Origin of the sequence: Micromonospora globispora (genome assembly GCF_003857015.1) — a bacterium.
In the GTDB taxonomy this organism is placed as follows: domain Bacteria; phylum Actinomycetota; class Actinomycetes; order Mycobacteriales; family Micromonosporaceae; genus Micromonospora; species Micromonospora globispora.
This window is the reverse complement of sequence record NZ_QGGF01000382.1, coordinates 1-16,427: the sequence shown is the minus strand read 5'-3', so window position 1 is coordinate 16,427 and position 16,427 is coordinate 1. Positions and strand designations below refer to the sequence as shown.

16 protein-coding genes, 2 tRNA genes and 1 pseudogene are annotated in these 16,427 nt (G+C 70.5%); 9 read left to right on the top strand and 10 right to left on the bottom strand.

Translation table 11 applies throughout. The annotated features are described in order from the left end of the window. The first annotated feature begins 614 nt into the window (after window positions 1-614). Window positions 615-842 carry a hypothetical protein gene (locus DKL51_RS19755; RefSeq protein WP_109948164.1) on the top strand — a complete coding sequence of 76 codons (228 nt, stop codon included), beginning with the start codon at window positions 615-617 and terminating at the stop codon, window positions 840-842. Between the two features lie 6 nt (window positions 843-848). On the opposite strand, the gene DKL51_RS19750 is transcribed toward DKL51_RS19755, so the two are convergent. Then, window positions 849-1,646 carry a carbon-nitrogen hydrolase family protein gene (locus tag DKL51_RS19750; RefSeq protein WP_109948163.1) on the bottom strand — a complete coding sequence of 266 codons (798 nt, stop codon included), beginning with the start codon at window positions 1,644-1,646 and terminating at the stop codon, window positions 849-851. Between the two features lie 40 nt (window positions 1,647-1,686). Next, window positions 1,687-2,520, bottom strand: a complete 834-nt coding sequence (locus DKL51_RS19745; RefSeq protein ID WP_109948162.1) for a DMT family transporter — start codon at window positions 2,518-2,520, stop codon at window positions 1,687-1,689. Window positions 2,521-2,561: 41 nt separating this feature from the next. Here DKL51_RS19745 and DKL51_RS19740 point away from each other — a divergent pair, with 41 nt between their 5' ends. Continuing rightward, the gene (locus DKL51_RS19740; protein WP_109948165.1) at window positions 2,562-3,188 is read left to right on the top strand and encodes a helix-turn-helix domain-containing protein; all 627 of its coding nucleotides are present in this window, start codon (window positions 2,562-2,564) and stop codon (window positions 3,186-3,188) included. A gap of 24 nt (window positions 3,189-3,212) precedes the next feature. Here DKL51_RS19740 and clpX read toward each other — a convergent pair whose 3' ends face one another. The 5 genes from clpX to DKL51_RS19715 form a co-directional block, all read right to left on the bottom strand. After that, on the bottom strand, window positions 3,213-4,508 hold the full coding sequence (gene clpX, locus DKL51_RS19735; protein WP_109948161.1) for an ATP-dependent Clp protease ATP-binding subunit ClpX: 1,296 nt from the start codon (window positions 4,506-4,508) through the stop codon (window positions 3,213-3,215). A gap of 208 nt (window positions 4,509-4,716) precedes the next feature. After that, window positions 4,717-5,379, bottom strand: a complete 663-nt coding sequence (locus DKL51_RS19730; protein ID WP_109948160.1) for an ATP-dependent Clp protease proteolytic subunit — start codon at window positions 5,377-5,379, stop codon at window positions 4,717-4,719. A gap of 10 nt (window positions 5,380-5,389) precedes the next feature. After that, window positions 5,390-6,031 carry an ATP-dependent Clp protease proteolytic subunit gene (locus DKL51_RS19725; RefSeq protein WP_109948159.1) on the bottom strand — a complete coding sequence of 214 codons (642 nt, stop codon included), beginning with the start codon at window positions 6,029-6,031 and terminating at the stop codon, window positions 5,390-5,392. Between the two features lie 170 nt (window positions 6,032-6,201). Further along, window positions 6,202-7,548: a trigger factor gene (tig, locus tag DKL51_RS19720; RefSeq protein ID WP_109948158.1), complete on the bottom strand. Its 1,347-nt coding sequence runs from the start codon at window positions 7,546-7,548 to the stop codon at window positions 6,202-6,204. A 146-nt stretch (window positions 7,549-7,694) separates the two neighbouring features. Beyond that, a tRNA-Pro gene (locus DKL51_RS19715) sits at window positions 7,695-7,768 on the bottom strand. Between the two features lie 628 nt (window positions 7,769-8,396). Here DKL51_RS19715 and DKL51_RS19710 point away from each other — a divergent pair. The 4 genes and pseudogenes from DKL51_RS19710 to DKL51_RS19695 form a co-directional block, all read left to right on the top strand. Beyond that, window positions 8,397-9,482, top strand: a complete 1,086-nt coding sequence (locus DKL51_RS19710; protein ID WP_124812358.1) for a transposase — start codon at window positions 8,397-8,399, stop codon at window positions 9,480-9,482. 119 nt (window positions 9,483-9,601) lie between these two features. Next, a tRNA-Gly gene (locus DKL51_RS19705) sits at window positions 9,602-9,675 on the top strand. 306 nt (window positions 9,676-9,981) lie between these two features. Next, window positions 9,982-10,422 (top strand): VOC family protein, encoded by a 441-nt coding sequence (locus tag DKL51_RS19700; protein ID WP_109946961.1) that lies wholly within the window; start codon window positions 9,982-9,984, stop codon window positions 10,420-10,422. Window positions 10,423-10,539: 117 nt separating this feature from the next. Next, a pseudogene (locus DKL51_RS19695) lies at window positions 10,540-10,890 on the top strand (GNAT family N-acetyltransferase); the annotation flags it as partial. A 43-nt stretch (window positions 10,891-10,933) separates the two neighbouring features. Here DKL51_RS19695 and DKL51_RS19690 read toward each other — a convergent pair. Further along, window positions 10,934-11,710 (bottom strand): nucleotidyltransferase domain-containing protein, encoded by a 777-nt coding sequence (locus DKL51_RS19690; protein WP_165823227.1) that lies wholly within the window; start codon window positions 11,708-11,710, stop codon window positions 10,934-10,936. A 97-nt stretch (window positions 11,711-11,807) separates the two neighbouring features. Here DKL51_RS19690 and DKL51_RS19685 point away from each other — a divergent pair, with 97 nt between their 5' ends. Beyond that, on the top strand, window positions 11,808-12,134 hold the full coding sequence (locus DKL51_RS19685) for a hypothetical protein (protein ID WP_109946958.1): 327 nt from the start codon (window positions 11,808-11,810) through the stop codon (window positions 12,132-12,134). A 42-nt stretch (window positions 12,135-12,176) separates the two neighbouring features. On the opposite strand, the gene DKL51_RS19680 is transcribed toward DKL51_RS19685, so the two are convergent. After that, window positions 12,177-14,060, bottom strand: coding sequence for a propionyl-CoA synthetase (locus DKL51_RS19680; RefSeq protein ID WP_109946957.1), 1,884 nt, complete (start codon window positions 14,058-14,060; stop codon window positions 12,177-12,179). Window positions 14,061-14,214: 154 nt separating this feature from the next. Between DKL51_RS19680 and DKL51_RS19675 the strand changes: the two genes are divergently transcribed. Then, entirely contained in the window at window positions 14,215-14,481 is a 267-nt protein-coding gene (locus DKL51_RS19675; RefSeq protein ID WP_123809677.1) for a hypothetical protein, read from the top strand. 166 nt (window positions 14,482-14,647) lie between these two features. On the opposite strand, the gene DKL51_RS19670 is transcribed toward DKL51_RS19675, so the two are convergent. Further along, window positions 14,648-15,187 (bottom strand): hypothetical protein, encoded by a 540-nt coding sequence (locus DKL51_RS19670; protein WP_109946955.1) that lies wholly within the window; start codon window positions 15,185-15,187, stop codon window positions 14,648-14,650. Window positions 15,188-15,286: 99 nt separating this feature from the next. Between DKL51_RS19670 and DKL51_RS19665 the strand changes: the two genes are divergently transcribed. After that, window positions 15,287-16,427: GNAT family N-acetyltransferase (locus DKL51_RS19665; protein WP_124812357.1), on the top strand; the 1,141-nt coding region annotated here is incomplete at its 3' end.

Genomic DNA, 16,427 nt, shown 5'->3' with positions numbered 1-16,427 from the left:
ACAAAATGTTGCCAAAGGAATCCCAACCAACAGACCAAAAGGCCTGCCAGTCCGGGGTAATAATCAATTTGGCACTGGCTTATCAAGCACCCTGTTGAGTTCTCAAAGAACAACCACACACCATCCGAAAGCCCTACACCGTAGGACCCCCGTCCGGGGCAACCTCTCTAACTTACCCGGCCCGTCTTTCGCTGTCAACCTCGTGTCCGAGGTGATCAACTTGGTACGGTCCGATCCACGCTGACGCACGCCGTACCCGGCGGTCGTTTCTGTCGTGGGAAGTCGGCGGACCGGCCCGTCGCCGCTCTCGCGGCCACCCGCCCGGCTCCCTGCCGGCTTTCGAACTCTACCCGGTCGGTTTCGCGATCGCAACTCCGTGTTTCCCGGAGTCTCTCGCATCGCCCAGGTCCTCAGTCTCGCTCGGCGTCTCTGCCACGAGCCTGGCGCCCGTTCTCGGCCGGTTTGCCCGGCCTCCCGCGTGCAGAGAGAAAGTTACGCGGAGGGCTCGGAGAAGGCAAATCAACGTCCGTCAGTGGATCATGCCGGAGACCGGATGCCGGACAACCGGTGCGCGACGCGACGCCGGAGGGCCCGGGCATGCCAGAGTGTCTGGCATGGATGACGTGTCCCAGTTCCCGACGGCGACGCTCGCCGAGGAGACGCTGCTCGGGCTCCTGCTGCCGTTCTGGCAGCTGGTGATCGGCGCGTTCGTGCTCTTCGTCGTCCTGGCGTCGGTCCGACGGCTGGCCCGGCGGGGCCCGTCCCGGATGACCACCGCGTTGCTGATCACCGCCGCGGCGATCGCCGGCTTCACCGTGGTGGGCGTACTCCTCGAGAGCTGAGGGTGCTCACAGCCGGCGGTTGGCCAGGCTGGGCAGCTCCGCGCGGATGGTCCGCAGGCGGCCCAGGTCCAGGTCGGTGACGGCGAGACCCGGCCCGTCCGGCACCTGGCTCAACACCGTCCCCCACGGGTCCACCACCATGCTGCGTCCGAAGCAGGTGCGCCCCGGCTCGTGGTCACCCGTCTGGCCGGCGGCCGCGACGTAGCACTGGTTCTCGATCGCCCGCGCCCGCAGCAGCACCTCCCAATGGTCCCGGCCGGTATGCATCATGAACGCCGCGGGGACGACGAGGAGCTCGGCGCCTCCGTCGGTGGCGAGCTGCCGGTAGAGCTCCGGGAAGCGCAGGTCGTAGCAGATCGACAGGCCGACCCGGAGGCCCTCGACGTCCACCACCACGGGCTGGTCCCCGGGCGCCACCGTCGCCGATTCGAGGTAGGAGACCCGGCCGGGGATCTCCACGTCGTACAGGTGGATCTTGCGGTAGCTGGCGGCGAGCGCGCCGCTGCGGTCGAACACCAGCGAGGTGTTCCAGGTGTGCTCCGGGTCCGGGCCCGCCTCGTGGAAGGAACCGGCGACCACCCAGATGCCGAGCCGCCGGGCGACGTCGGCGAAGAACCGCCCCACCACCCCGTCGACGGACTCCGGTTCCGGCATCCCGGCGGCGCGGCCGAGATAGTCGACGTACTCCGGCAGGACGGCGAGATCCGCGCCGGCCGCCGCGGCCCTGACCAGCAGGGCCTCGGCGGCGGCGAGGTTCACCGTACGGTCGTCGCGGGCGTTGAGCTGGCAGACGGCGACGCGCATGGGGCTCAGCGTACGGGCGCGGGCGAGGCGGCGACAGGGCTCAGATACTCGCCAGGACCAGCGCGCCGGCGGCGAAGCCGAGGCCGGCGAGCTGCGCCGGGCGCAGCCGCTCGCGGTCGACCCCGAGCGCGAGCAGCACCGTGCTCGCGGGGTACAGCGAGGCGATTGCCGCGACGACGCTCAGGTGCCCCCGCGCCGCGGCGGCCAGGTAGAGCGCATTCGCCGCGGAGTCCAGCAGACCGGCCGCCGCGGCCCAGCCGAGCACCCGCCGCCCGAGCCGCAGGCCCACGCCGGTACGCGCGGCGAGCGCGAGGCCGAAGCCGATCGAGCTGACCCGTACGGCGAGCACGGGCCACATGCCGGAACCCTCGTCCGCCTGGCCGAGCAGGGCGAAGAAGATGCCGAAGAGCAGACCCGCGCTGAGCGCCGTGCCGAGCACCCGGCTCGAGACCCGGCCGGTGACGCCTCCCTCGCCCAGGCTGACCAGGGCGATTGCCACCACGGCGAGGCCCGCGCCGCAAAGCGCCAGGGTGCCCGGCGAGTGGGCGGTGACCAGCCCGGCGACGATGGGCACCACCGCCGCGGTGATCGCCGTGACCGGCGCCACGACGGCCATCATGCCGGTCGACAGGGCGCGGTACAGCAGCATCACGCCGCCGGCGCCTGCCACCCCGGCGAGCAGTCCCCAGCCCAGGTCGACGGGGCGGGGCGTGCCGGGCACCAGCAGCACCAGCAGGAGCAGCAGCGGGATGCTCAGGATCTGGGAGACCACGGTGACGGTGATCGGGTCGGCGCGCCGGGACGCCTTGCCGCCGGAGAAGTCGGCCGTGCCGAACGCAACCGCGGACACCGCCGCGAGCACAATGGGGAGCATCGAACCGTCGTATCACAATAATGACCGCGAAGGACAGTGTGGTGACCGACACCGGAGCCGGGCGGGTGACCGCCGTGACCTCCGCCGTGGCGCGACAGGTACGCGAGCTGCGCGCCGCCCGCGGCTGGTCCTTTGACGAGTTGGCCGGCCGCTCCGGCGTCAGCAAGGGCATGCTCGTCCAGATCGAGGGGGCCCGGACCAACCCCAGCATCGGCACGCTCTGCCGGGTGGCCGACGCGTTCGGGGTCAACATCGCCCGGCTCCTCGAACCCGCCGAGAAGAGCAGCGTACGGATCTCCCGAGCCGACCAGGCCCCGGTGCTCTGGCGTGGAGACCGGGGTGGAACCGCCCACCTGCTCAGTGGGCTGGGCGAGCCCGATCTGGTCGAACTCTGGGACTGGCGGCTTGCACCCGGCGAGGCCCACAACTCCCCCGACCATCCTCGCGGCACCCGGGAGGTGCTGCACGTCCTGGCCGGAGCGGTGATCGTCGTCGTCAACGGCGTCGCGCACGACGTATGGGCCGGGGAGACGATCGAGTTCCACGCCGACCGGGAACACGGCTACCGCAACGACGGAGACGAGCCGGCGCGGCTCGTCATGGTGGTGGCCACCCCGTCGGGCGAATGGGACCGGCGGACCCGCTCACGCCGACCGCGCCCGGAGTAGCCCCGGGCGCGGTCGAGGCGGGGCTCAGGCCGACTTCTCCTCGCGGTCCCGGCGCGCCCGGCGGCCGGTGAACTCGCGCGGCACGATCGTCGGGTTGACGTTCTCCAGGACCACCTCGCGCGTGATCAGCACCCGGGCGGCGTCGGGGTTGCTCGGCACCTCGTACATCACGGACAGCAGGACCTCTTCCATGATCGCCCGGAGGCCCCGGGCGCCGGTGCCGCGCAGCATGGCCTGGTCGGCGATCGCCTCGAGCGCCGGCTGCTCGAACTCCAACTCGACGCCGTCGAGCTCGAAGAGGCGCTGGTACTGCCGGACGAGCGCGTTGCGCGGCTCGGTCAGGATCCGCACCAGCGCCGAACGGTCCAGGCTGCGCACGTTGGTGATCACCGGGAGGCGGCCGATGAACTCGGGGATCAGCCCGAACTTGAGCATGTCCTCCGGCATGACCTGGCTGAAGATGTCGTCGGTCGAGCGCTCGGACACCGACCGGAGCCGGGCGCCGAAGCCGGTGCCGCCGGAACCGGTGCGGGCCTCGATGATCTGGTCGAGCCCGGCGAACGCGCCACCGCAGATGAACAGCACGTTCGTGGTGTCGATCTGGATGAACTCCTGGTGCGGGTGCTTGCGCCCGCCCTGCGGAGGCACGTTGGCAACCGTGCCCTCCAGCATCTTCAGCAGCGCCTGCTGGACGCCCTCGCCGGAGACGTCCCGGGTGATCGACGGGTTCTCCGACTTACGGGCGATCTTGTCGACCTCGTCGATGTAGATGATCCCGGTCTCGGCGCGCTTGATGTCGTAGTCGGCGGCCTGGATCAGCTTGAGGAGGATGTTCTCCACGTCCTCGCCGACGTACCCCGCCTCGGTGAGGGCCGTGGCGTCGGCGATCGCGAAGGGGACGTTGAGCATCCGAGCCAGGGTCTGCGCCAGGTGCGTCTTGCCGCACCCCGTGGGCCCGAGCAGCAGGATGTTGGACTTGGCCAGCTCGACGGCGTCGCTACCGGAACCCGGCGCGCCGGCCGCGTCGGCCTGGATCCGCTTGTAGTGGTTGTAGACCGCGACCGCGAGCGCCTTCTTCGCCTGGTCCTGGCCGACCACGTAGTTGTCGAGGAACTGGCAGATCTCCATCGGCTTGGGAAGCTCTTCCCACTTCACCTCGCCGGACTCGGCCAGCTCCTCCTCGATGATCTCGTTGCAGAGATCGATGCACTCGTCACAGATGTAGACCCCGGGGCCCGCGATCAACTTCTTGACCTGCTTCTGCGACTTGCCACAGAAGGAGCACTTCAGTAGGTCGCCGCCGTCACCGATCCGTGCCACCTACGTTCTCCCTGCACTCGTCGGCCGGAACGCCGGCCCTGACCTGCGGGCGCCGGGCGCCCGTCCGTCTGTTACCCCGCCGGTCCGACCCAGCGAAGCGGTACAGACCCGACGTTACCCGCTGGCGGAGCTTTCTCCGACCCCCAAAACGGGTGTGTCAGAGGTCGGCCGGGAACCACGCCCCGACCGACCCCCGACCTGGTACGGCTCAGCTCGTGGCGTGAGCCGCCAGCAGACCCTTCTTACGGCTGGTCAGGATCGTGTCGACCAGCCCGTACTCCTTGGACTCCTCGGCCGTCATGATCTTGTCCCGGTCGATGTCCTTGCGGACCTGCTCCATCGGGCGGTTGCAGTGCCGGGAGAGCATCTCCTCCAGCTGGGTCCGCATCCGCAGGATCTCGCGCGCCTGGATCTCGATGTCCGAACCCTGGCCGTAGCCGCCCTCGGTGGCCGGCTGGTGGATGATGATCCGGGAGTTGGGCAGCGCCATCCGCTTGCCCGGCGTGCCCGCCGAGAGCAGCACCGCCGCGGCGCTGGCCGCCTGCCCGAGGCAGACGGTCTGGATGTCCGGCCGGACGTACTGCATGGTGTCGTAGATCGCCGTCATGGCCGTGAACGAGCCACCGGGCGAGTTGATGTACATGATGATGTCGCGGTCCGGGTCGGTGCCCTCGAGCGTCAGCAGCTGGGCCATCACGTCGTTGGCCGACGCGTCGTCCACCTGCACGCCGAGGAAGATGATCCGGTCCTCGAAGAGCTTGTTGTACGGGTTGGACTCCTTGACCCCGTACGAGGTGCGCTCCACGAACGAGGGGAGCACGTAGCGGTTGTGCACGGCCGCGAACTGGGGCGGCAAACTCAGGTCGGTCATCGTCAGCTCCTCAGCTCAGGGTCCCGGCGCCTTCCGGAACCTGGGTGGCTCCGGTGATCACCTTGTCGATGAAGCCGTAGTCCAGGGCCTCCTGGGCGGTGAACCAACGGTCGCGGTCCGAGTCCGCCTCGATCTCCGCCGCGCTGCGGCCGGTGTGGTGCGCGACCCGATCCTGGAACATCCGCTTGGTGTAGAGCATCTGCTCCGCCTGGATGGCGATGTCGGCGGCCGTGCCGCCCATTCCACCGGACGGCTGGTGCATCATGATCCGCGCGTGGGGCAGGGCGTACCGCTTGCCCTTGGTGCCCGCGCAGAGCAGCAGCTGGCCCATGGACGCGGCCATGCCCATCGCCACGGTCGACACGTCGTTGTCGATGAACTGCATGGTGTCGTAGATCGCCATGCCGGAGTAGACCGAGCCACCCGGCGAGTTGATCCAGAGGTTGATGTCGCGGTCCGGGTCCTCCGCCGCGAGCAGCAGCAGCTGAGCGCAGATGCGGTTGGCGACCTGGTCGGTCACCTCGCTGCCCAGGAAGATGATGCGCTCTTTGAGCAACCGGTTGTAGACCGAGTCGTCGAGGTTGCCAATGGAATCGCCACCTCGGGCCTCGATCGCCCGCAGCGGCTTCGCTGGGATGTGCATGTCGGTCATGGCAGCCCTTCGCTCTCCGTACCGTCCTACCCGACACTAACCGCTCGGCCGGGGGGCGTACTCCCGGTCGGGGCACTGTTCGCTCTCAGCGCAGTTGTCCGGAGACGTACCCGGAAAACGGTTTGGGCCGCCGTCCCCGCAAGCGGGGGACGGCGGCCTCCACCGGACGATCAGTGCTCGTGGTTATGCTCGGCCTCGTCCTGGGCACGCAGCGCGTCGAGGGTGACCTCGTTGCCGGCCGAGTCCTTGATCTTGATCTTATCCATCACCGAGGCCAGCGCCTTGCCCCGACGGACGTCGCCGAAGACGGCGGCCGCGGCGCCGGAGCGGACCAGCTGGTCGTAGTACTGCTGCGGGGCCATGCCGGCGCGCTGGGCGCGGTGCACGATCTCGTGGCCGAACTCGTCGTCGGAGACCTGCACGTCCTCGGCGTCAGCCAGGGTGTCCAGCAGGAGCTGGATCTTGACGCCGTCGGTCGCCGCCTCGGTCAGCTCGGCGTCGATCTGCTCCTCGGTCTTCTCCTCGGCGGCGAGGTACTCCTCCAGGGAGGCGCCGATCCGCTCGAGCTGGTCGACCATCGCGGCCTTACGGCTCTCGACCTCCTCGCGGACGACACCCTCCGGCGCCGGCACCTCGGCGGCGGCGACCATCTGCTCGAGGGCCTTGTCCCGGGCGGCGTAGATCTGCTCGACCTGCTTGCCCCGGGTTACCCGCTCCCGCAGGTCGTTCCGCAGCTCCTCGATCGTGTCGAACTCGCTCGCCATCTGGGCGAAGTCGTCGTTGAGCTCCGGGAGCTCCTTCTCCTTGACCGTGCGCACGGTCACCGCCACCTCGGCGTCCCGGCCGGCGTAGTCGCCGCCCACCAACTGAGTGGTGAAGGTGGTGCTGTCGCCGGCGGCGAGGCCGACCAGGGCCTCGTCCAGGCCCGGCAGGAGCTGCTTGCTGCCGACCTCGTGCGAGATGTTGCTCGCCTGACCGCCCGGCACCTCCTCGCCGTCGACCGTGGCGTTCAGGTCGATCTGGACGTAGTCGCCGTCCTGGGCGGCCCGCTCGACGGTCTTCAGGGTGGCGAACCGCTCCTGCAGGCTCTTCACCTGCTCGTCGATCTCGCTGTCGTCGACCTGGAGCTCGTCCACGGTCACCTCGATGGTGGCCGGGTCAGGCAGGGTGATCTCGGGCCGGACGTCGACCTCGGCGGTGAAGTTCAGCGAGTCACCGTCGTTGAACTCGGTGATCTCGACCTCCGGGCGGCCGAGCGTCTTCAGGTCGTGCTCCCGAACCGCGGCGAGGATGTTCTGCGGGATGGCCTCCTGCACCGCCTCGTTGAGGACGGTGCCCCGGCCCACCCGCTGGTCGATCACGGCGGCCGGCACCTTGCCCCGGCGGAAGCCGGGAACCTGGACCTGCTGGCCGATTTCCCGGTACGCCTTCTGGAGGCTCGGCCCGAGCTCGACGAACGGCACCTCGATGGCGAGCCGCACGCGCGTCGGGCTCAGAGTCTCGACGGTGCTCTTCACAGGCGTACTCCTTGACGGATCTCAGTTGAGTCTGGGCGTGATTGCGCGCATCGAGTGTAGGCGAGCCGGCCTGCTGCTTCGGCAGCGCCCGGCCACCGCGCGGAAAAATCGGCGACGGCCGGGGCGGGCCCGGCCGCGGACGACAGTCGGGGTGGCGGGATTTGAACCCACGGCCCCTCGCTCCCAAAGCGAGTGCGCTACCAAGCTGCGCCACACCCCGTGGCGACGAGAAGTGTATGCCGTCCGCGCCCGCCGGACGTCCCCGGGCGGCAGGTCCGCGCCGGTCCCGGCCGGGCGCGGCCGGGCCTGAGGCGACAACTTCAGGGAAAGAGTGGCCTCCGCGCGCCCTGGGGATTTAACGCCGGGGTCGGGATTGTGCCGCTGATTGCTGGTTCGTTCGGTGTGTTGTCGTGACGTGGAGCGGCCACCGCCTGATCATCGGGATCGACCAAGATCTTCGATGTGAGGCGGTGGCCGTGGCCGTCATTGTGGGACATACGGGCCTGGGTGGGGAAGAGACGCGCGGGGACCATCACCGGTTGGTGGGGTTCCGCCAGGGTTGGTATCAGTGCCTGACCCGGTGGGCGGACACGTTGTTCGAGGTCACGGATGCGGTGTTGACCACGCCGGGTTCGTTGGCGTCGCTGCCGTATCTGACGTTGGAGCCGGCGTTGCGTCGGGGGTGGGGCAGCGTTTACGCGTCCTTGTCGAAGGGGCGTGTGGACGTCACGGCGGTGCGTGACCTGCTGATCGGTGCCCTGCCCGAGTGGTGGCTGGTGTTCGCGGTGGACGTGACGGCGTGGCCGCGTGCGGAGGCGAGGTGCTCCCCGCGGCGGGGGATGTGTCGTGTGCCTGATCCCGGAGGCGATCCGCGGGGGCGGATGGTGCCGGGCTGGGCCTACCAGTGGGTCTGTCAGGTGTCCGCGACGCCGGATTCCTGGACGGCGCCGGTCGACGTGGTGCGGGTGGACCCTGAGGACAACGCCACCGAGGTGGCCTGCGCCCAGATGAACGGCCTCGTGCGGGGCTTGGCCCGTCACCGGCCGGGTGTGGTGCCAGTGTTCTGCCTGGACGCCGGTTACTGCCCGATCACCGCGACAGCTCGGGTGGCATCCGATCCCCACGCCCCCGCCCGGATCATCGGGCGGATCCGCCGTGACCGGGTCTTCTACTGCGATCCGCCGGCCAAGACCCCTGGCAGTGGTGGCCGACCGAAACTGCACGGTGACCGGTTCGCCTGCGCTGATCCGACAACCTGGCCCGAACCCACCCACGAGGTGCACACCGTCGATGACACCTACGGACCGGTCCACGTTCAGGCGTGGGCCGGGCTGCACCCCAAACCCAGCAAACGACGGCGGTGGGCGGCGAAGAACACCAAGGGCCTGGCCGCCCCGATCATCCGCGGAACCATCGTCCGGGTCAGCCTGACCCGAGCCCCCGAAGCCGGCACCCCCCAAACCCTGTGGCTGTGGACCGCCGGCCCCGACCCGATCAACCTCGACCTGATCTGGCGGGCCTACCTACGCCGGTTCGCCATCGAACACACCAACCGGTTCATCAAACAGCACCTCGCCTGGACCACTCCCGCAGTCCGTCACCCAAGCCAAGCCGACCTGTGGACCTGGATCGTGGCCGCGGCACACACCCAGCTCCGCCTCGCCCGGACCCTCATCGCCGATCAACGGCTGCCCTGGGAACGACCCCTGACCACCGCCACCTTGACCCCCTTCCGGGTCCGGCGAGGTTTCCGCAGCCTGCACCCGCACCTAACCACGCCGGCCAAGCCGCCGAAACCCTCCCGACCAGGACCAGGACGGCCCCAAAGGCAGCCGCAACCAGCAACCAACCAACCGCCACAAGACGATCATCAAAAGACGCCAAACCGCCCGGCGTTAAATCCCCAGCGCGCCTCGAGGGCACTCTTTCCCTGAAGTTGCGCGGATCTTGGCGGCGGCGGGGAGGGTGGGAGCCCGGCGCGCGGTATCGGGATGCGCGTCCCGTCCGGGGATTGGGTACGCTGTCCAGCGCGCCCCGCGACAGTGGGGTGCCCGCGGGCGTAGCTCAATGGCAGAGCTTCAGTCTTCCAAACTGACGGTGCGGGTTCGATTCCCGTCGCCCGCTCCAACGGCCTCCGGCCCAGGTCAGAGGCTGCATCCCCCGATCCTGGGCCGGTCGGCCACTCCCCTGCTCTGATCTTGCGGGCCATCCGTGGGCCATTAGCTGCTCTGGCCGCCCTTGCGCCGGGCCTGCCGGCGATCCGCCGGTCCATGGCCGAGGCGATTTCGCGGTCCCGCTCGCTGGTCACGTGCTGATAGATCAATGCCGCACGCATGCTCGCGTGCCCCATTCGCTGCATCAGCTCGCGAAGGAGTGGTGACCGGCGAGCCGGCTGAGCCGACGGCGTCGGACCCGGCCCCTATCCTCGGGGACATGACGATTCAGCGCATGGACAACGTCGGCATCGTCGTCGACGACCTCGACGCCGCCGTCGCTTTCTTCACCGAACTTGGCATGGAGCTGGAAGGCAGGATGCCGATCGAAGGAAGCTGGGCGGGAAATGTCGTCGGGCTCGAGGGAATGCGGAGCGAGATCGCGATGATGCGGATCCCGGACGCCCCGGGCCGGCTCGAACTGGCGAAGTACCACACCCCGAAGGCGATCACCCCCAAGCCGGAGATCACCCCGGCGAACACGCTGGGCCTGCACCGCGTCATGTTCGCCGTCGACGACATCGAGGACACCCTCGCCCGCCTCCGCCCGCTCGGCGCCGAACTCGTTGGCGAAGTGACGCGCTACGAGGACAGCTACCTGCTCTGCTATCTCCGCGGGCCGAGCGGAATCATCCTCGCGCTCGCCGAGCAGCTGAGCTGAGAAAAAGAAGTCCGTTCAAAAAGGCGCCGACCTAAGGGACGTCTCGTAACTGGGTGAAGGCGTTGCCCAGCAACGGGCTGGCGGTCACCCGGCCAGGATGATGTTGTGCAGGTTGGGGCGCGGCAGGATCGAGCTCAGTTTCTGCCCCAGGGATTGGCGACGGAGCGCCAGCGCCTTCTGGTAGCCGAGAACACCACAGGCCAGATCGTTGGCTACGTGTGGGTCGGGCTGGAGGAGCCACGAACGAAGACGACCGACACGTCGTGGCTCTACGACATCAGTGTGGAAGAGCCCTACCGGCGATCCGGGTACGGGAAGGCGATCCTCACGGCCGTAGAGGCGGTGGCACGGGAAGCGGGTGCAACTCGGCTCGGGCTCAACGTGTTCGGCCATAACGTGGCCGCGATCTCGCTGTACCGAACATGCGGGTATGAGGTCACGACGCGACAGATGGCGAAACGCCTGTGACCGTTCTTCCAAACTGACGTACGGGGCGTGCACAGGAGACAGATCAGTTTCCGAAGCGACGCCACGCGTCGTCGGCCACCGCGTTGACGCTGTTGCCCGCCGCGACAACGTCTGCGGCGGTGAACCGCTCCGCTTGGCCCGCACGCCAGCGGACCGCTCGGTGCGCGAGATCGGCGTACTCGGGGAACAGCCGCGCGAGGTACTCGCCTGCGGCGGCCTTGGAGATGATGTCGCCGTGGGCCAGCGTGTAGTGCAACCGCGCGGGTCCGAGCACGAACCAGGGGACGATCTTGCCGTCCATCACCGCGTCGGGGGCCACGCCGGCCAGCTCTGACGGGAACGTCGCAACCGACGACTGCCAGTACTCGCGCAGGTTGTCCAGGTTGTAGCGGTGCAACTGCTCCGGATCGACTCGCACCCCCAGCTCGGCGACGGCTGGGCCGCGAACCGGGATGCCGTACCGCTGCAAGGTCAGCCACAGCACCGGCGTGAGCTCGCCGCAGGGCTTGTCGGTCCTGAACTCGCCGTTGACCACGAACGGCACAGGACGCCGGTCGGTCGGCCAGGACTGCGCCAGCGCGGGCTCGAGGTACACCCCGTCGAAATGGGGTGACCGAGGCATCTCGGCGTGGATCTTCGCGAGCTGGGCGAGGTCGTCGGGGCTCGCCGGGCGCCAGGTAACGATCACGGTGTCGACGTCACTGACGCCCGGCTGCCAGGCGCCGAGCGCGGCGGAGCCGACGACGTAGAGGCTTCGGACGTAGCCGGGCAATGCCTGATCAACCGCTTGGAGATAGCCGCGCGTCAGCTCTTCGACCACGCGGGCGACCGTAGCAACTGGACGCGGGCCGCTCCGACCCCGTGGGGCCGAAATGGACACGTCTCGGGCTGCCTAACTCCGCCGCGCCGACCAGCTGGTGCCGTTCGGCGAGCGGGTGCTCGCCCACCGGACGTACCCGGAGCCGGCCGCCACGCTCTTCGGCCCCGACGGCCGGCGGGTGCTGGCCGAGCGCCCGGGGGTGGCCGTCCGGGTCGACGCCGGCAACCTGCTGGTCTTCGCCGACCCGCTGACCAGCGGCGAGGACGACCGCAGCGTCGCCGGGGTGGGCGCGGAGTCCGGCAAGGTCGTCGAGCTGGGCCAGCTCACCGACGTGCGGGGCGAGTCCTACTCGTGGAACACGAGCGTGATCGCCTGCGGCGCGGCGAAGGAGTTCGTGCTCCACCGCTTCGCTCCCGCGGAGTGACGTGCCGGCCGGCTTCCGTCGCCGGCCGACGCCCGGGCCGACTCAGTCGGCGGCGGCGCCGAGGCTGCGGAAGACGGCTAGGGTGGCTGGGTCATCGATGGTCGCCGGGACCGGTTCGTCCCGCCCCTCCACCAGTCCCCGCATCGTGCGGCGCAGGATCTTGCCCGAGCGGGTCTTCGGCAACGCCGGCACGACGGTGACCCGGCGGAACGCGGCCACCGGGCCGATCCGCTGCCGGACCAGGGCGACCAGCTCGTCGGCGAGATCGTCCGGGTCCACCTCGGCGCCGGACTTGAGCACCACGTACCCGCTAGGCACCTGGCCCTTGAGGGCGTCCGCCACGCCGATCACCGCGCACTCGGCGACCGCCGGGTGCCCGGCCAGCACCTCCTCCATCGCCCCGGTGGAGAGCCGGTGCCCGGCCACGTTGATCACGTCGTCGGTCCGGCCCATCACGTAGAGGTAGCCATCGGAGTCGAACCGCCCGCCGTCCCCGGTCAGGTAGTAGCCGGGGAAGGTGGCGAGGTAGGAGCGGACGTACCGGTCGTCGTCGCCCCACAGGGTGGGCAGGCAGCCGGGGGGCAGGGGCAGGCGGATCACGATCGAGCCGTCGGTGTCCGCCGGCACCTCCCGGCCACCGCTGTCGACGACGCGGATGTCGTACCCGGGGACCGGCACCGACGGGGAGCCGGGCTTGAGCGGCAGCGGTTCGAGACCGCGCGGGTTGGCCGCCACCGGCCAGCCCGTCTCGGTCTGCCACCAGTTGTCCACCACCGGTACGCCGAGCCGCTCCCCCGCCCACTCCCAGGTGTCCGGGTCCAGCCGCTCGCCGGCCAGGAAGAGGGTACGCAGGCAGGACAGGTCGTACGCCGTCATCAGCTCGCCGTCCGGGTCCTGCCGGCGGACGGCCCGGATCGCGGTCGGCGCGGTGAAGAGGGCGGCCACCCGGTGCTGCGAGATCACCCGCCAGAAGGCGCCCGCGTCGGGGGTGCCGACCGGCTTGCCCTCGTAGAGCACGGTGGTCGCCCCGATGAGCAGCGGGGCGTACACGATGTAGGAGTGGCCGACGACCCAGCCAACGTCGGAGGCGGCCCAGAAGACGTCACCCGGCTCGATGCCGTAGATGTTCCGCATCGACCAGCGCAGCGCGACGGCGTGCCCGCCGTTGTCCCGGACCACGCCCTTGGGCCGCCCGGTGGTGCCGGAGGTGTAGAGGATGTAGAGCGGGTCGGTGGCCGCGACCGGGACGCAGTCGGCCGGCTCGGCGTCCGCCATGACCTCGTCCCAGGACAGGTCCCGGCCGAGGGCGAGCGGGGCCGGCTGCTGGGGCCGCTGGACGATCACGCAGTGCTCGGGAGCGTGGGTGGCTTCCGCCACCGCCGCGGTGAGGATCGGGTGGTACGGGACGACCTTGTCGACCTCGATCCCACAGGAGGTGGCCACCACCACCTTGGGCCGGGCGTCGTCGATCCGGACCGCGAGCTCGTGCGCGGCGAAGCCGCCGAAGACCACCGAGTGGACCGCGCCGATGCGGGCGCAGGCCAGCATCGCGATGACCGCCTCCGGCACCATGGCGAAATAGAGCAGGACGCGGTCGCCCCGGGTGACGCCGAGCCGGCGCAGCGCCCCGGCGAACCTGGCGGTCTCCGCCAGCAATTCGGCGTAGCTGTAGGTGCGTACCGTGCCGGTGACGGGGCTGTCGTAGATGAGCGCCGGCTGATCGCCCCGGCCGGCGGCCACGTGCCGGTCCAGCGCGTTGTGGCAGGTGTTCAGCTCCGCGTCCGGGAACCAGCGGTACAGCGGCGCCGCGCTGTCGTCGAGGATCCGCTCCGGTGGCCGGAACCAGTCGATGTCCGCCGCCGCGTCCCGCCAGAAGCCGGCCGGGTCGGCGATGCTCCGCTCGTACGCTGATCGATACGCGCCCATGACCGTCATGCTGGTCCGCCGGCCAGGACCGGCACGACGGCCGCCCGGGATCGGTGCGCCGGAAGCACCCACCGGGTCGCCGAACGGCCGGGACCGGTCGGTGGGCGGCCGGTTCGCCGTTTTCGTCCGTCGGGCCCCGGGTACGGCTTCCGGCATGGATACGAACACGAAGGCATACCTTGTCGGCGGTCCCTGCGACGGCAGCAGCCAGGACGCGGGTGACCGGGCCCTGCTCGAGGTGGAGCGCGAAGGCATGATCCACCGCTACATCCGGACCACCAAGCAGCACGGTGACGACGGCGTCGTCTACAACTACGACGGCATGGTCGCGCCGGACGGCGGCGAGCCCGGCGTCGAGGACCCGGCCGCGCGGGTGGCCTCCCCGAAGGCCGACGCCGAGGGGCACGGCGGCACCCACTGACCCGCTGCCGGGACGGGACCTGCGCGAGCCGGCCGACGACGGATGAACGGCGACCGGCCGGGTAAGCAGCCGCCGTCCTGGAGGAGTGACGACCGGCGTCGCGGCATCCCGCGACCGGACGCGCGGGCGGGCGGCGCAACGCCGACCCGCCCGCGGGTGCCCGGACTCAGCGCCCGGTGACCCAGCTCCAGGCGGTCATGACCCACTCGGTCTGCCGCAGGTAGGCGACGCCCACCCCGACCAGGAAGAGCGCCGTGACCAGGTGCGCACCCCGGGCGGTGCGGCGCACCCGACCGAGCTGCCGCTCCCAGATCAGCCGGCCGAGCAGGCGGGCGAGCGCGAAGAGGCCGACCGCGGTGAGCAGGCTCAGCACGAAGGTCAGCAGCGGCGCGGCCAGGTTGCCCCGGCCGGAGATCGCCCAGATCCCCCAGCACACGAAGGCGAAGAGCCCGCCGGCCGCGCTCCACTCACCGCCCCGGCGCAGCTGGGCCAGGTGCCAGCTCATCGGACGGCGCGGGGCGGAACTCCCCGACCAGTCGACCGGGTCCTGGTCGAGGGTGGGGAACTGCTCGGTACGCGGGGTTCGCCGCTGTCCCACGGAGGCCACCCCCGGGCGGAACGCGTCCCGCTGCGTCGGCACCCCGACACCGGGCTGCGGCGGCACCTCGACGGTGCGTTCGGCCCACGGTTGCGTCTGGTCCGCCATCTCGATTCCTCCCCCTGACCGACTCGGCCATCGGCTTTCGAGGGTACCGAGGCGGCAAATCGGTCGCCGACCCCGAAGGTGATCGGCTAGACACATCCGATGACCGAACTTCCGCTCCCCGTGGTGGTCCCCCGTGCCGAGGACTTCGACAAGATCGCCCGCCTGCTCGCCCTCGCCTTCCACGGCGGCTTCGACCCTGAGCTGGTGGAGGTCGACCGCGGGATCTTCGAGCCGGAACGCTCGCTGCTGGTCCGCGACGGCGCGACGACGGTGGCGCACGTCGGTGCCTTCACCCGCGACCTGTCGGTGCCGGGGGCGAGCGTGCCGGCGGCGCACGTGACGATGGTCTCGGTGGCGCCGACCCACCGGCGGCGCGGCCTGCTCACCGGCCTGATGCGCCGTCAGCTGCGGGAGGTCCGCGACGCCGGCCGGGAACCGGTCGCGGTGCTCTGGGCCAGCGAGGGCCGGATCTACCCGAGGTTCGGCTACGGACTGGCCGCGCAGCGGCTGATCGTCCGCTGCCAGACCACCGAGCTGCGCCTGCCGGAGCCGACGTCCGCGGCGGGCACGCTGCGCCTGGACGAGCCGGCGGCGCGCCAGGGCGAGCTGGCCCGGCTGTACGACCGGGTCCGCGCCGACCGGCCCGGCTGGTCGTACCGGGACGAGCGCTGGTGGGGGTACGTGCTGGCCGACGTGAAGGCCCTGCGCGGCGGCGCGACCGAGCGCCGGGTGCTGCTGCACGAGGGGCCCGACGGCGTCGACGGGTACGCGCTGTTCCGGACGAAGGAGGAATGGGACGGGGGCAGCCCGAAGGGCGAGGTACGGGTCGACGAGGTGGTCGCGGCGAATCCGGCCGCGTACCTGGCGCTGTGGCGGCTGCTGCTCTCGATCGACCTCACCCGGCAGTTGTCGTTCGGTACCGCGGCCGTGGACGAGCCGCTGCTGTGGCTCGTCAACGAGCCCCGACGGCTGGGCGCCCAGCTCGCCGACGCGCTCTGGGTACGCGTGGTCGACGTGCCCGCCGCGCTGGCCGCCCGCCGGTACGCGACCGACATCGACGTGGTGATCGAGGTGAGCGACGACCTGCTGCCGGAGAACGCCGGCCGCTGGCGGCTGGTCGGCGGTCCGTCGGGTGCCACCTGCACCGCGACCGACGCGCCGGCGCAGCTCGCCTGCGACGTGCGCAGCCTCGGCGAGCTGTACCTGGGCGGCACCGGCCTCGGCGCGCTCGCCGAGGCTG

What these genes read in the sequence shown, in the direction of transcription:
- DKL51_RS19750 (WP_109948163.1), bottom strand. Translation starts at nt 1,646, where the DNA reads ATGCGCGTCGCCGTCTGCCAGCTCAACGCCCGCGACGACCGTACGGTG.
- DKL51_RS19745 (WP_109948162.1), bottom strand. Translation starts at nt 2,520, where the DNA reads ATGCTCCCCATTGTGCTCGCGGCGGTGTCCGCGGTTGCGTTCGGCACG.
- DKL51_RS19755 (WP_109948164.1), top strand. Translation starts at nt 615, where the DNA reads ATGGATGACGTGTCCCAGTTCCCGACGGCGACGCTCGCCGAGGAGACG.
- DKL51_RS19675 (WP_123809677.1), top strand. Translation starts at nt 14,215, where the DNA reads ATGGATACGAACACGAAGGCATACCTTGTCGGCGGTCCCTGCGACGGC.
- DKL51_RS19725 (WP_109948159.1), bottom strand. Translation starts at nt 6,031, where the DNA reads ATGACCGACATGCACATCCCAGCGAAGCCGCTGCGGGCGATCGAGGCC.
- DKL51_RS19700 (WP_109946961.1), top strand. Translation starts at nt 9,982, where the DNA reads ATGACGATTCAGCGCATGGACAACGTCGGCATCGTCGTCGACGACCTC.
- DKL51_RS19680 (WP_109946957.1), bottom strand. Translation starts at nt 14,060, where the DNA reads ATGGGCGCGTATCGATCAGCGTACGAGCGGAGCATCGCCGACCCGGCC.
- DKL51_RS19670 (WP_109946955.1), bottom strand. Translation starts at nt 15,187, where the DNA reads ATGGCGGACCAGACGCAACCGTGGGCCGAACGCACCGTCGAGGTGCCG.
- DKL51_RS19730 (WP_109948160.1), bottom strand. Translation starts at nt 5,379, where the DNA reads ATGACCGACCTGAGTTTGCCGCCCCAGTTCGCGGCCGTGCACAACCGC.